The organism is Nostoc sp. (assembly GCF_036917815.1).
Classification (GTDB): domain Bacteria; phylum Cyanobacteriota; class Cyanobacteriia; order Cyanobacteriales; family Nostocaceae; genus Nostoc.
Map to the genome: position 1 here is coordinate 38,251 of NZ_JBALEK010000079.1, position 14,022 is coordinate 52,272.

Annotated in this window: 12 protein-coding genes; 10 read left to right on the forward strand and 2 right to left on the reverse strand. The window is 41.8% G+C overall.

Annotation, left to right across the window (positions count from 1 at the left end):
- The first annotated feature begins 33 nt into the window (after positions 1–33).
- The 5 genes from V7K97_RS23915 (at position 34) to V7K97_RS23935 (ending at position 3,400) form a co-directional block, all read left to right on the forward strand.
- Positions 34–729: a DUF6920 family protein gene (locus V7K97_RS23915; protein WP_334803472.1), complete on the forward strand. Its 696-nt coding sequence runs from the start codon at positions 34–36 to the stop codon at positions 727–729.
- On the forward strand, positions 647–907 hold the full coding sequence (locus V7K97_RS23920) for a DUF6920 family protein (protein WP_334803473.1): 261 nt from the start codon (positions 647–649) through the stop codon (positions 905–907). The genes V7K97_RS23915 and V7K97_RS23920 overlap by 83 nt, the downstream gene beginning before the upstream one ends.
- Before the next feature lie 206 nt (positions 908–1,113).
- On the forward strand, positions 1,114–1,845 hold the full coding sequence (locus V7K97_RS23925) for a ZIP family metal transporter (protein WP_334803474.1): 732 nt from the start codon (positions 1,114–1,116) through the stop codon (positions 1,843–1,845).
- Positions 1,846–1,898: 53 nt separating this feature from the next.
- Positions 1,899–2,291, forward strand: a complete 393-nt coding sequence (locus V7K97_RS23930; protein WP_334803475.1) for a hypothetical protein — start codon at positions 1,899–1,901, stop codon at positions 2,289–2,291.
- Between the two features lie 752 nt (positions 2,292–3,043).
- Positions 3,044–3,400 (forward strand): hypothetical protein, encoded by a 357-nt coding sequence (locus V7K97_RS23935; protein WP_334803476.1) that lies wholly within the window; start codon positions 3,044–3,046, stop codon positions 3,398–3,400.
- Positions 3,401–3,896: 496 nt separating this feature from the next.
- Here V7K97_RS23935 and glgX read toward each other — a convergent pair whose 3' ends face one another.
- A complete protein-coding gene (gene glgX, locus V7K97_RS23940; protein ID WP_334803477.1) occupies positions 3,897–5,966 on the reverse strand; it encodes a glycogen debranching protein GlgX in 2,070 nt (689 codons plus the stop codon).
- An 890-nt stretch (positions 5,967–6,856) separates the two neighbouring features.
- Here glgX and V7K97_RS23945 point away from each other — a divergent pair.
- From V7K97_RS23945 to V7K97_RS23965, 5 genes are all read left to right on the forward strand, one after another.
- Complete coding sequence (locus V7K97_RS23945) at positions 6,857–9,283, forward strand: phosphoketolase family protein (RefSeq protein WP_334803478.1); 2,427 nt, start codon at positions 6,857–6,859, stop codon at positions 9,281–9,283.
- Positions 9,284–9,750: 467 nt separating this feature from the next.
- Positions 9,751–10,830 (forward strand): class I fructose-bisphosphate aldolase, encoded by a 1,080-nt coding sequence (locus V7K97_RS23950; RefSeq protein WP_334803479.1) that lies wholly within the window; start codon positions 9,751–9,753, stop codon positions 10,828–10,830.
- Between the two features lie 321 nt (positions 10,831–11,151).
- Positions 11,152–11,412: a hypothetical protein gene (locus V7K97_RS23955; protein WP_334803480.1), complete on the forward strand. Its 261-nt coding sequence runs from the start codon at positions 11,152–11,154 to the stop codon at positions 11,410–11,412.
- 22 nt (positions 11,413–11,434) lie between these two features.
- Positions 11,435–11,833 (forward strand): VOC family protein, encoded by a 399-nt coding sequence (locus V7K97_RS23960; protein WP_334803481.1) that lies wholly within the window; start codon positions 11,435–11,437, stop codon positions 11,831–11,833.
- 680 nt (positions 11,834–12,513) lie between these two features.
- Positions 12,514–13,494, forward strand: coding sequence for an aldo/keto reductase (locus V7K97_RS23965; protein WP_334803482.1), 981 nt, complete (start codon positions 12,514–12,516; stop codon positions 13,492–13,494).
- An 86-nt stretch (positions 13,495–13,580) separates the two neighbouring features.
- On the opposite strand, the gene V7K97_RS23970 is transcribed toward V7K97_RS23965, so the two are convergent.
- Positions 13,581–13,958: a response regulator transcription factor gene (locus V7K97_RS23970; RefSeq protein ID WP_334803483.1), complete on the reverse strand. Its 378-nt coding sequence runs from the start codon at positions 13,956–13,958 to the stop codon at positions 13,581–13,583.
- Between the last annotated feature and the right edge of the window lie 64 nt (positions 13,959–14,022).

A 14,022-nucleotide genomic window follows, 5' to 3' on the forward strand; every position in this document is an offset into this window, starting at 1 on the left:
CTATCAAATTCTGAATTAAAAATACTGGCGGCAATGATGACTAAACAGATGTCTCTCAATACGCTATGGAATTCGGCGATATCTAAGGATCGTGTATTCCACTCAGATAAACTCTCTCACCTACCAGAAGCAGCAAGACAATATCTCAAACACGCGATCGCTCCTGGAACTGCGATCGCATCTGCGGTTCGATTGCAGATGCACGGCGAAATCAAATTGAAGAATTGGATTCCATTCAAAGCAGAGCAGGTCATTTGCTGGGAGCATGGACTGATTTGGAGTGCTACGGCATGGATGAATGGTTTACCAATTGTGGGATCGGATCGAATTATAGACGGTATAGGTGCAATGCAATGGAAACTTTTAGGAATTTTCCCGGTGATGATAGCTTCGGGTTCCGATATTACACGGTCTGCTGTTGGTCGTCTTCAGTCTGAGTCAGTGTGCTTGCCATCTGCGTTGTGTGGTGATGGTGTGTCATGGACAACAATGGATTCATCACATTTACATTCCAGTTTTGTAGTGCAAGGTGAGAGAGCCGAACTAGATTTTAGGGATTTCCAAGAAATAAATTATGCAAATAAACGAACCACAGAGGCGCAGAGAACACAGAGAGAGGAGAAATACAGAGGTTTTTGCGTCAGTTTTGGAATATTTTTTTCTTTGGAAGTCCCTTACCATCGATCAAACGGGTCGGCTCAAGACTTTCAAGCTGCCGCGCTGGAATAACCTTGATGGCTCTGAGTTTCATTATATGGACTTCGGTGGAATTATGGAGGAAGAACGCACATTCTCTAGCTACACTATTCCGACTCGTCTACGAATTGGATGGTACTTTGGCACTGAGCGGTTTGAGTCAGAGGGCGAATTTTTCCGAGCCACAATTGATGATGCAATCTATCGGTAGATTTATATCTTGCACCGGGCGACTGGAAGTCGCGGCTACACAGGCAAAACCCGCCTACGCGGGTTTCAAATCCTTAATTTTGAGTTAGTCCGCGTAGGCGGACTTGGTTTGTATAGCCGCGATTTCTAATCGCCAGGGCTAGGTGCAATCTATCGGTAGAACGATTAAACATCAAAAAATCTGTTATGACTAGCGGAGCCTGATTTATGCAGGAATTTCTATTTGCTCTAACACTATCAGCTTTGCCCGTTGTCAGTAACTTCATGGGAGCAATGATTGCTGAAGCCTTACCATCATCAAAACAAACATTAGGACTTGCACTGCACGCTGCTGCTGGCGTGTTGTTGGCGATCGCATCTACCGAACTGATACCGAGAGTTGCGATCGCTAAACCTGTTTGGGCAGCTATTTTAGCATTGTTTTTAGGTGGAGCTTTTTTTGTCTGGATTAATCAGCTTCTCAACTTAAGCAAAAATCGACTGCGTGGCGTTGATCGTAATAGTGTTGGTTGGGTGATCTTTCTGAGCATTGCTATCGACTTATTTGGTGATGGCTTAATGATTGGCACTAGTTTAACGATCGCGCCTCATCTAGGGGTAGTGCTGGCATCGGGAAGAGTTGTGGCTCACATTCCCGAAGGATTTGTCACCAACGCAGAGTTTAAGAGTCAAAATATGCCGCGAACACAGCGATTTTGGTTACTTGCGGCATTTCTGATTCCTGTTTGGCTGGGCGCGACACTGGGCTATTGGGGATTGCGCGGACAATCTGATCTGCCCAAGTTAATTGTACTGGCATTTACAACAGGTACTTTGATGGTGGCGATCGTTGAAGAAATTCTTCCTGAAGCCCATCAAACTCAAGATACAAACTTATCTACCTTGACTTTTATCGGGAGTTTCGCACTTTCAATGCTGTTCTCAGCTTATCTTGAATAACTCACCAACTCTGTATTGTTCACAAAACTCTAGTTTCTCTGAACGTAAACAATATGTCTACTGATAAACTTATCAAATTTTATATTTTGGATAAAAAGAATTTAAATCTGGTTCCTTCAAGTAAAGCCAAGTTGATTATTGTCAACGCGACTGTGATAAAACCAGATTTGATCAAACCGAAAGGAGCCATTATGCTTGATGAAGCATTGTTTTTTATCCCCTTCTGCTCGATGATATTTTTGGCAATTTTAATTTGGAAATTGCTAGATATTTGGAAAGTTGCAATAGCAAAAATTACAACGCTCAACTGCTTCCATCAACTTCCCTGTCGGAGCTGTCGCTTCTTTACAAATAACCATTATTTATACTGCACAGTACACCCTTCTATTGTCCTCACAGAACAAGCACTTGATTGCTCTGATTACTGTTCATTAAGTGAGGATTGAGAATGAAAAATTGTGATAAATCCGGGCTTACCAAGCCCCTTCGGGGCGGGAACTCTTAAGAGGGAACAGGGAACAGAAAAAAGAATTAGCCCCGAATATAGGGTTTAGAGCAAGTAAATTTATTTATGAAAAGAGATAAAGATTTTTTGTTACAAGATGGCGTAAGCCACGATGTTTCAATGCGTCATTATTCAAATCCCCTAATTTTAATTATGGGGATTCCCTGTTAAGAGTTCCCTCTTCCCTCTTAATACCCACCGCAAAATAACCCGGAATTGAGAGTTCAGTGATGCCAACTGCAATAGACTTCAAAGACTACTATACCATTTGTTAGTTAATTCTCAAAGAAAGTTATATTGCAAAAATAATCTGGACTAGGTTTTTTATGCATCGTTAACGCTCTTTTATTACTCTCGTCAGATTAAATTTGAAACCCTATTTTGACGTTAGTCCGCGCAGGCGGTGAGGGGGTCGCAGTCTTCTCTACGAGACGCACTCACGTTCGTCTGAAATGTCTTTAATTTTGAATTTTGAATTGTTAATCTCTCTCCAGAGTCATAGAAGAGCGTTAATCAACTTATACAATTCAACCATCCATCAAACTCTTGCAAATACTTGATTTCAAACGTCTGGTTGTTACACTTGTCACAAGAAGAGCAATTAGAAATATTTGGAAATATTTTTGAGAACAGACTGCTCAGTTAACCAAATGAATCTAGGCTCGAAAGTAAACATCTTATCAAACAATACTAATGTCGCATACGTTGATTAATTTAACATTGCCAATAGTCATTCAAGAAATTGAAAATGTCTTAGATGAGTACCCTGAATATCCTTATCAATTAGCTTTTTCGATTTATGAATTGCGCCAAAAGTTAATTGCCCATATTCTAAGTCATGTCCCTAACCGCTATGTAGTCGAAGGGGTACAGGAATTATCCAGCACCCCCAAAGGCCGCTACTCTTTACCTGTGCAAGAGCAGATCCAAATAGAAACAGTTGTTCACGGTAGTATTCTGCATATCCTGCGCGAAAACGCTGATTGGCTAAGTCGCCAGATCCTAACTCTGTCTCTTGTTGGGTCAGTTCTGCTCCCTAGTCTGATTTAATAACTTCATGCTATTGGGCAACAGTATATATTTTGCGCTAGGGTCAATATTGGCTTTGATGTTAGCGCCAAGTATATACTGAACTCTGCCGTTTACTATGAGTAAAACATCCTACTAGATAAAATGTTTCAGAATAATTTTTCTCTGCCTAAATTATGCCATTAAATAAAGGTTAAGAATTAAATATCTTAGTAAAACTTGTACAATTTATACACCAATCAAACGCTCGGTTAAACATGATTTCTAACATGAGAGTGTCATACTAATCTTTATCAACAAATTGACAAAGTTTAGTGAAATATATGCTTAATAAAGCTTTATTAACGAGTCCTCGCAAATTGAGTATATCTACAACAATCATTCAATCGATGATGAGTAAGCATTTTTGCCCTAACTGTTCAGACGTTTTACTCCGTCATGTGCGTTTGGGAAAACTTTACTGGCGCTGTAGTTACTGCTATCAGGAAATGCCCATTTTCTAAACGGGGGTGGTACGCTAACGTGCTATCAGCACGACAACTGATCGCCCCCCAGCAAGATATTCTTGAGATGTAATTAAGGGCGCAGTTTTCAAATCGGAGAAATCTTGAGGAGATGGCAAAGCAGTATCTACAATTCGGTGCCAGCCCTCTCCACTACTCAAAAGTGGTAGTTCAAATGTCAACGGCTGCCAATAAGCATTGAGGATAATATATAGATGCTCATTAAATTTTGGGTGACGCAGGGTGAATGCCAGACTGCGAGAATCATTCCCCCAATCAGGCTGCTCTAGTTTCGTGCCATGCCAGACGATGTTTGGCCGATGAGAGCCATCGGTAAGACTGAGAACTTTTTCTTGCCGAAAGATTCTTAAGGATTGGATAAACTGAATTAGTCCTCGGACAAATCGCAATAAATCCTTGTGTTTTTCGATACTGCTCCAGTCAAACCAACTCAGTTCATTATCTTGGCAGTAACCATTGTTATTCCCCTTTTGCGATCGCCTAATTTCATCTCCCATGAGCAACATCGGCGTTCCTTGGGAACATAAAAGGATGGTGAAGAAGTTTTTGATTTGTCGCAAGCGCAGTATTTCGATTTCTGCATCGTCCGTAACCCCCTCTAAGCCACAATTCCAACTATTGTTATCGTTTGTGCCGTCACTGTTATTTTCCCCATTGGCTTCGTTGTACTTGTAGTTGTAAGAAACTAAATCATTTAAGGTGAAACCATCGTGACAGGTAATAAAGTTAATACTATGATTAGGTTCGTAGTCTGGTCGTGAGTAGATATCTGGGCTACCCATAACGCGAGCAGCTAATCGGCTGACTATACCGCGATCGCTTTTCACAAAACAGCGCACATCGTCACGGTAGGGGCCATTCCATTCTGCAAAGCGATCGCTCCCTTCGACAAACTTTCCTACCTGATATAGTCCAGAGGCATCCCAGGCTTCCGCAATTACCTTTGTTCCTGCCAAAACTGGATCTGTTTCTATCGCCCAGAGAACAGGCGAATCGGCAAAGGGCTGACCTAATTTGCTCCGAGATAGGACAGATGCTAAATCAAAACGGAAACCGTCTACATGCATTTCCGCCACCCAGTAATACAAACTATCTAAAATCATCCGCGTAACCATCGGATGATTCGCTTTCAAAGTATTACCGCAACCACTGTAATTACTGTATTCAGCTTGGTTAGGTTCCAGAAGGTAGTAAGCTTGGTTGTCTAATCCCTTAAATGACAATGTTGGCCCATCGTGATTACCTTCAGCCGTGTGATTAAAAACAACATCTAAAATTACCTCAATCCCGGCGCGGTGAAGGGCTTTGACCAAATCACGAAATTCATTTATGGGATCTAAGCGATCGCTACGGGAACTATAATGGCTGTGGGGTGCAAAGAAGCTGATCGTACTGTAGCCCCAGTAGTTCTTGTGACTAGGACGTGCATCATTTGGATCAAACTGATGAATTGGTAGCAATTCAACTGCGGTTATTCCTAATTCCTGCAAATAAGGAATTTTCTCAATCAGTCCTGCATACTTACCGCGTTTTTCGGGAGACACACCAGAAGATGGATGACGAGTAAAACCATCTATGTGCAGTTCATAAATGACTGTTGTTGCATAAGGAATCCGTAGGGGAAGATCCCCCTCCCAGTCGTAGGTTCTGGGATCATCTGCTACTACAGCCCGTAGTGCTTGGGCGCAATTATCCTTACCAAAACAGCTAGCAGCTTCACGACTATAATTATCCCAACCTACTACCGCTCGCGCATAGGGATCAAGTAATACCTTACTACTATCAAACCTTAGTCCTTGATCTGGTGCATAAAGTCCATCCGCCCGATAAGCATAAACCTGCCCAGCAGCAATATCTGATACCAAGATATGCCAATAGTAGAAGGTTTTGTTATGCTTTTTGTGTAGCTTAATTACACGGCTGGGTTGGGGTGAATTTGGCTCATCAAAGAGCAATAATTCCAGTCCAGTGCAGCTTTTAGAGAATACCGAAAAATTGACACCATTAGGGGTAAATGTAGCGCCAATTGGAAAAGGTTGACCTGGCAAAATACTAGGAAGCATTTTGGTAAGAATAGATACAGAAAATCATAAGTAGGTTAATAAATTGGTTAACGTTCAACTAAGTTTATACCATTCCTTATAATTTAAATCAAAATATTTATAGCCATCTATTTTTTAGATATAACACTAATTTCAGAGCGCAATTTATTTAAATTTTAAAATGTATTTTATCTACCTTTAGTTGGATGTTTAAGTTAGAAGATATATCACAATATAACTAGTTATACTGAATGTACTGCACATTCCACCCTTTTAATCAGGATACAAGGGAATTTTAAACAAGATAGTGAGTGGGCAACAATAAATCGTAATGTAAAATTAATTAAATTAGCTTGTAGTAAGGGCTGAAGCCCTTACTACAAACCTTTAATTATTTACACCCACTTACTTAGTGAATAGTGAAGTGCAGGCAATACAATTGGATTACCTAAAAATCGAGATTTTTGTAATGGGGAAAGATCGATTTTTTGACTCAATTATTTCATATAGGACTTATATTTTATTTCTGAAATACACGTAGTTAACGATTTAGGTGCGTTAGGCTACGCCATAACACACCCTACAGATACTTAGATTTTTTCAGAGATCAAATCGGATTCCTATAGTCTTGTTAATTGCTAACCTTATGCAAACTGTATTGGAAGTAGCTGGTTGTGTAAGTGAACCGCAAGTAAAACCGTAGTTATCGATTGATATCCGCTTAACGATTTTGAGATTGATCAATGTAGTACCCAATGGTAGATGCACTGTACTACATCACTTCTTTGATATTCATATCTAGTCTTAAAACATCGGGTTTTAAAACTACGTAGATGTTGAGCAGTTTGTCATCAGACATCGTGTGTTCAAAGATTCTTTAACTAAAAATAGATTAGTAGGATTCAAAATCTATGACTATTTCTCCTTCTAAACCCAAGTCTTCAGATTTAAAACAAGACAAATCTGCCACACTTAGTACTGAAGAACTGCGTCAGATAAATGCTTACTGGCGTGCATGCAACTATTTAGCTCTAGGAATGATATACTTGCAGGACAATCCACTGCTAAAAGAACCCCTGAAGCCAGAACACATCAAGAATCGCCTGTTAGGACACTGGGGTACAAGTCCCGGTTTGAGCTTTATCTACGTCCATCTCAACCGTTTAATCAAGAAATATGATTTGGACGTGATTTACATCGCAGGCCCTGGTCATGGCGCTCCGGGCATCCTTGGGCCGACATACTTAGAAGGAACCTATTCTGAGGTTTATCCTGATAAGAGCCAAGACGAGGAAGGGATGCTGAAGTTTTTCAAACAGTTCTCCTTTCCTGGTGGAATTGGTAGCCATTGCACACCTGAAACTCCTGGCTCGATTCACGAAGGCGGCGAGTTAGGTTACAGCCTCTCCCACGCTTACGGTGCTGCTTTCGATAACCCGGATTTGATTGTGACAGCAGTTGTTGGTGACGGGGAAGCAGAAACTGGGCCTCTAGCAACAGCTTGGCATTCCAATAAATTTATCAACCCCATTCGGGATGGTGCAGTTTTACCAATCTTGCATTTGAATGGCTACAAGATTGCTAACCCCACCATCCTAGCCCGCATCAGCCATGAGGAACTAGAGGACTTATTTAAGGGCTACGGTTACACACCTTACTTTGTGGAAGGGTATGAGCCAGCGCAAGTGCATCAACTGATGGCAGCAACTCTGGAAACAGTTATTTTGGAAATCAAGAAAATCCAAACCGAAGCCAGGACTTCGGGTGTTGCCAAACGCCCTCGTTGGCCGATGATTGTCCTGCGAACCCCTAAAGGATGGACTGCGCCGGCAGAAATAGACGGTCATAAATTAGAGGGATTTTGGCGATCGCACCAAGTACCAATTACAGATGTAGCTACTAATCCTGCCCATCTGAAGATTCTAGAACACTGGATGAAAAGTTACCAGCCAGAGGAATTATTTAATGAGCATGGCAGTCTAATTCCCGAACTCAAAAAGCTGGCTCCCATTGGTAATCGCCGCATCAGTGCCAATCCCGTTGCTAATGGTGGAATTCTGCGTAAAGAATTGCGTATGCCCGACTTCCGTAACAATGCAGTTGAGGTAATCAAACCCGGCGCAGTTGAGGTGGAAAACACTAAGCCTCTAGGGAACTTCCTCCGAGATATCATGCGTAATAACATGAATAATTTCCGCGTATTTGGGCCAGATGAAACCGCCTCCAATCGACTCAGTGCTATCTACGAAGTCAGCGAGAAAGTCTGGTTGGCAGATATGCTCCCTGAAGATGCAGATGGCAGTGAGCTATCTACCGACGGGCGAGTGATGGAAATGCTCAGTGAACATAACCTGTTCGGCTGGCTGGAAGGCTATCTCTTATCTGGGCGGCATGGTTTCTTCCATAGTTATGAAGCTTTTGCTCACGTTGTTGACTCTATGTTTAACCAGCACGCTAAATGGCTAGAAATCAGCAAAAATGAAGTTGCTTGGCGATCGCCGGTTTCTTCTGAGAATATCTTACTATCCTCTACTGTTTGGCGACAAGACAACAACGGTTTTAGCCACCAAGATCCAGGATTCATAGATTTGGTTACTAATAAGAGTGCTGAAGTTACCCGGATTTATCTACCTCCCGACGCTAACTGTCTACTTTCTGTAGCCGATCATTGCCTACGTAGCACCAACTACGTCAACGTCATCGTTGCAGATAAGCAAAAACACCTCCAGTTTCTCAGCATAGAAGAAGCGATCGCACATTGCACCAAAGGCATCGGTATTTGGGACTGGGCAAGCAATGACCATCATGGGCAAGAACCCGATCTTCCTGATGTCGTCATGGCATCTTGCGGAGATGTTGTGACTATGGAAGCTTTGGCTGCAACTGCCATCTTAAGAAATGAGTTCCCCGATCTCAAGGTGCGGTTTATTAATGTTGTTGACTTGTACAAATTGCAACCAGATACAGAACATCCACATGGACTCTCAGACTGGGATTTCGATAGTCTTTTTACCACAGATAAGCCTGTAATTTTCAACTTCCACGGCTATCCTTGGCTGATTCACAAACTTGCTTACCGTCGCACTAATCATGAAAATATTCATGTGCGCGGCTACAAGGAAAAGGGCAGCATTAACACACCACTTGAGTTAGCCATCAACAACCAAGTTGATCGGTTCAATCTAGTGATTGACGTGATTGATCGGGTTCCGAAGTTGGGTTCTGCTGCCGTCTATGTTAGAGAGCGGATGAAGAACGAAATTATTAACAACCGGAATTATGCTCACAAGCACGGTATTGATCAGCCAGAAATCGTCAACTGGAAATGGCCTTACTAAAATAATTCGTAATTCGTAGCACTAAGGTTTGTAGTTGCGCTTTAGCGCACTGGTCTTAGAGGTTGTTTGAAAAGTCATCTTGTCGGTATCAAAACGTTCTAGATCCCCCTAAATCCACGCCACGTGCTTCTCCCAGGGGGAGACGCTACGCGAACAAGTCGGGTCACCGCAAGGGCGCAGTGGCTCCCCTTAAAAAGGGGGACTTTAACTCCGGTTCCCCCCTTTTTAAGTGGGGTTAGGGGGGATCTAAAAGTGCCTAAAGTCACAGCGAAACACTTTTCAAACAACCTCTTATATATCGTTACGAACTTATGCAATCGTGTACTAAGGTGCGGTTTAAGAAACTTATGTGTACACCGTAGCACCCAAGCGAAAAGAGAGGAACAAGGTAATTACGAATTACGAATTATTGTCGATCGCATCTGCAAATAAAAAATCAACCCTTTAGAGCTAAAAGGTTTTAAATAATGAGTTCACTAAAACTTATCGCTACTGCTAAAGCGATGGTTGCTCCTGGTAAAGGTATCTTGGCTATAGATGAGAGCAACAATACTTGTAACAACCGCTTTGAGAAGTTGGGAATCGCGCCAACTGAGGAAAATCGCCGCACTTACCGGGAGTTGCTTTTAACTACTCCTGGTTTGGGTAACTATATCAATGGCGCTATTTTATATGATGAAACAATCCGCCAAACTACAAAAGATGGAACGCCTTTTGTGAAGGTGATGAACGATGCGGGGATTATTGTCGGCATTAAGGTTGATACTGGTGTGAAAGGTTTACCAAATCACCCTGGTGAAAAAATTACACAAGGTCTAGATGATTTGAGTAATCGCATTGCCGAATATGTCAAAATGGGGGCGCGTTTTGCTAAATGGCGGGCTGTCATCACTATTGGCAAGGAAATTCCTAGTCGTGATTGTATTGAGGCCAACGCCCAGGCTTTAGCTCGCTATGCACTGCTTTGTCAACAAGGTGGACTTGTTCCTATTGTCGAACCTGAAGTTTTGATGGATGGCAACCATACTCTTAAACGTTGCTATGTTGTAACTGAGGAAATCTTAGGAACTGTCTTTGATCAACTCCACTTGCAAGGGGTAGTTTTGGAGCAAATTATTCTCAAGCCTAATATGGTAATTTCCGGCAAAGATTGTCCCCAGCAAGCCAGTGTCCCCGAAGTCGCAGAAGCTACGGTGAAATGCCTGTTGAATGTGGTTCCTACTGCCGTTCAGGGCGTAGCATTTTTATCGGGTGGTCAAAGCAATGAATTAGCAACTGCCCATCTTAATGAGATGCATGTCCGGTTTGGCTCAAAATTGCCTTGGCCATTGACATTTTCTTTTGGTCGTGCTGTGCAGCAACCAGCACTAGAACTGTGGAAAGTACAAGATGCCAATGTGAAAGCGGCACAAACTGCTTTGCTGCATCGGGCAAAGTGTAACGGTGCTGCAAGCCTTGGCATGTACACTCAGGAGATGGAAAGGAGTGCAGAGCTAGCATTAGCTGGCTATAGAGCTTTACAGTCACAATTGTCTAGTCAGGACTAAGGAGACGTAGCAATGCTAAGTCTCTTTAGGGACTTCCAAGAAATAAATTACTCAAATAAACGAACCACAGAGACAATAGAGTTGCCAGTGCGCCCTTGCGGTTAAGAGACTTGTACCCCTCCGGGGATCTTGCTACGCGTAGCGTCTCCCCCTGGGAGAAGCAACTGGCGCAACACAGAGAAATGAGGAGAAGAGAGTTTTTTGGGTATTTTTTATTTGGAAGTCCCTTACAAGGGTTCTCGATAACGCATATTTAAATTCGGTCGATGTCTAAGTGCTGAGTAAATTAAGCGAATTTTGGATTTTGAACAGAAATGTTTCGTGCAGTCCCTACCTAAAAATTTAGAAGAATTTTCATATCTTTGGGATGGCTCGGACTCTGATTGGGCACTATTAAAATTCAATGCTTCACCTTCAGAAAAAGAACCAAGATATTTAATTGTAAACACAAAAGATAAACGGGTTTTGCTAGTTTCTGATGATATTCTATATCATGATATCAAAGAAACTATGCGTGAAAAAGGAGTTCGGATTGTCTCAGGTTTAGAATATGTAGATAAAAATCAATTATCCGTGGATTAAAAGAAAAATATCCGTAGATAAAATGAAATATATAAACACAATATCCCTCTCATTCATTGTTATTCGTACCATGAATCTTGAGAGGACATTATCATTCTATTCTGCTCTTGGTATGGAATTTATAGAGGAACAACATGGTTCGTCTAACTTAGTTCATCATGCATGTAACTTGGGAAACATTGTACTAGAGATATATCCATACCAAGGAACTTTAGTGAATCTAGAAAATAAACAAATATTTGGTGCAGAATCAATGCTTGGATTTAATGTGACATCTCTCGAAAAGACATTATGTAAGTTAGAAGAGTTGGGGATAAAATCTAAAATATCGTCAAAAGTTAAAAATAGTGAACGGCGTGCTAGTGTTACTGATCCTGATGGTAGAGTCATTCTTTTAACTGAGATATCAAGCGTTGACTAACAATGCAAGAACACAATACTTAATCTTTACTCTCCACTACGAAAGTTGACCACCAAATTTATAATTTATTGTGAGTACTTTTATCAGGAAATACTTCTAAGTGTAGATGACTGGGTGATAGGGAAAGGGATAATGGTGACATACTCCTACACTGATGCAAGCATACAGTGTAGGCTTCTCAGTGACTCCCGGTATCCCGTCGGACATTAACTGAGCTTTATTTTGAGTCCACGAGATGCCCCTCCGCAGACTTTTAACAAGTACTAAAAAGTATGTTCTACCTTAGTACCGCTAGAATTTTACCCATTCACGGAGACGACACAAAAATGTCTATTCTTGAATGGAACCCCATATTGTAGATTGTCTAGGTTCAGTGTACGACCAGCATTTTCGGCTTTGTCTGTACTTTTTTATAATACCATTGATTGTGGTATTTGTCTGAAGAAATATAATGAATATGGGTCATGGCAGAACAATAGTAATTAATGTTTTTTGGCGTAGCCAAAACAATTAATTACTATCTCTCTCCACTCCCGCACATTCATGAGCCAGCGCTGTAGACGGGTTTCCCGTCGCAGGCGTCTGGCATCTCACACTCACTTTTAGGAGTGTGAGGCAACTGAAGTTTTAGCTAAAAGACCTGATTTTTTCTGACCAATTACTGACTAGGAGATTATTTGATGAAAACCAGAAAACTAGGGAAACTTGGGTTAGAAGTTTCAACTATCGGACTTGGTTGTATGGGAATGTCTGAGTTCTATAGTGGGCGTGATGAAATTGAGGCGATCGCTACAATTCATCGAGCATTGGAACTTGGAGTTAATTTTCTTGATACTGCTGATATGTATGGGCCTTTTACTAATGAGCAACTAGTAGGCAGAGCTATTAAAGATCGCCGAGATCAAGTAGTGTTAGCAACCAAATTTGGCAATGTCCGTACTGAAGATGGTGGTTGGAAAGGGATTAGTGGTAAACCCGAATATGTCCATGAAGCTTGCGACGCCTCACTAAAACGTCTGGGAGTAGAAGTAATTGACCTCTATTATCAACATCGGGTAGATTCAACCGTACCCATTGAAGATACTGTAGGAGCAATGGCAGAGTTAGTAAAGCTGGGAAAAGTCCGTTATTTAGGGCTTTCAGAGGCTGCTCCTGCTACGATTCGGCGGGCTGTGGCAGTTCACCCCATTGCAGCACTCCAAACAGAATACTCTCTTTGGAGTCGAGAGCCAGAGGATGAAATTTTACCTACTGTGCGGGAATTAGGAATTGGGTTTGTTGCCTATAGCCCATTAGGAAGAGGGTTTTTATCAGGTGCGATCGCCAGCCCTGATGATCTGGCACCTGATGACTATCGCCGAAATGCTCCTCGCTTTCAAGGTGAGAATTTTTATAAGAACCTACAATTAGTCGAGCAAGTAAAGGCGATCGCCACCGAAAAAGGAGTAACTTCAAGTCAACTTGCACTAGCATGGCTATTCGCTCAAGGAGAAGATATTGTGCCAATTCCTGGTACAAAACGCCGTACCTACTTGGAGGAGAATATTGCAGCTACCGAAATTACCCTGACTGAACAAGAGTTGAATCGACTGGAAGCAGTTGCACCAAAAGGTGTAGCAGCAGGTGAGCGCTATCCTGATATGAGTACTGTGAACCGTTGATCCATTAACGAAGCTTAAGCTTAACCAGATTTGTGCCGATTGTTTCAAGTGCTGCCAAAGCAAGTGAAAAGCATTCAGCACTTTCCTCAAAAACCCAACACCTGCATTGATTTTTCAAGTACTTCTTTGGGGCGGAATGGTTTCGTGAGATATAAATCTGCACCAACCTCAATTCCTTTTTGTTTATCAAATTCCTGTCCTTTAGCTGTTAATATCACAATGTAGATCTCGGTCATTTGCAGGTCGTGTTTAACAATGTGGCAGACTTGCAGACCGTTCATTTTAGGCATCATCACATCAAGAAAAACTAGATTTGGTTTTTCAGCTTTAATAGTTTCCAGAGCTTCTTCTCCATTTCTAGCAGTTAGAAGTTCAACACCCTCGTCTTCTAATGCTTCTAGGGCTTGTTCCATCAAAATCAAGATATTGGGTTCATCGTCAACAATGAGAATTTTCTGGGTCATAAGGATTGGGGATTGGGCATTGGGGATTGGGCATTGGGCAAGTGGGCATTGGGCAAGTGGGGAT

Excerpts from the sequence above, each read along its gene's own strand:
- V7K97_RS23915 (WP_334803472.1), top strand. The coding sequence starts at position 34 with ATGATGACTAAACAGATGTCTCTCAATACGCTATGGAATTCGGCGATA.
- V7K97_RS23925 (WP_334803474.1), top strand. The coding sequence starts at position 1,114 with ATGCAGGAATTTCTATTTGCTCTAACACTATCAGCTTTGCCCGTTGTC.
- V7K97_RS23930 (WP_334803475.1), top strand. The coding sequence starts at position 1,899 with ATGTCTACTGATAAACTTATCAAATTTTATATTTTGGATAAAAAGAAT.
- V7K97_RS23935 (WP_334803476.1), top strand. The coding sequence starts at position 3,044 with ATGTCGCATACGTTGATTAATTTAACATTGCCAATAGTCATTCAAGAA.
- glgX (WP_334803477.1), bottom strand. The coding sequence starts at position 5,966 with ATGCTTCCTAGTATTTTGCCAGGTCAACCTTTTCCAATTGGCGCTACA.
- V7K97_RS23945 (WP_334803478.1), top strand. The coding sequence starts at position 6,857 with ATGACTATTTCTCCTTCTAAACCCAAGTCTTCAGATTTAAAACAAGAC.
- V7K97_RS23950 (WP_334803479.1), top strand. The coding sequence starts at position 9,751 with ATGAGTTCACTAAAACTTATCGCTACTGCTAAAGCGATGGTTGCTCCT.
- V7K97_RS23960 (WP_334803481.1), top strand. The coding sequence starts at position 11,435 with ATGAAATATATAAACACAATATCCCTCTCATTCATTGTTATTCGTACC.
- V7K97_RS23965 (WP_334803482.1), top strand. The coding sequence starts at position 12,514 with ATGAAAACCAGAAAACTAGGGAAACTTGGGTTAGAAGTTTCAACTATC.
- V7K97_RS23970 (WP_334803483.1), bottom strand. The coding sequence starts at position 13,958 with ATGACCCAGAAAATTCTCATTGTTGACGATGAACCCAATATCTTGATT.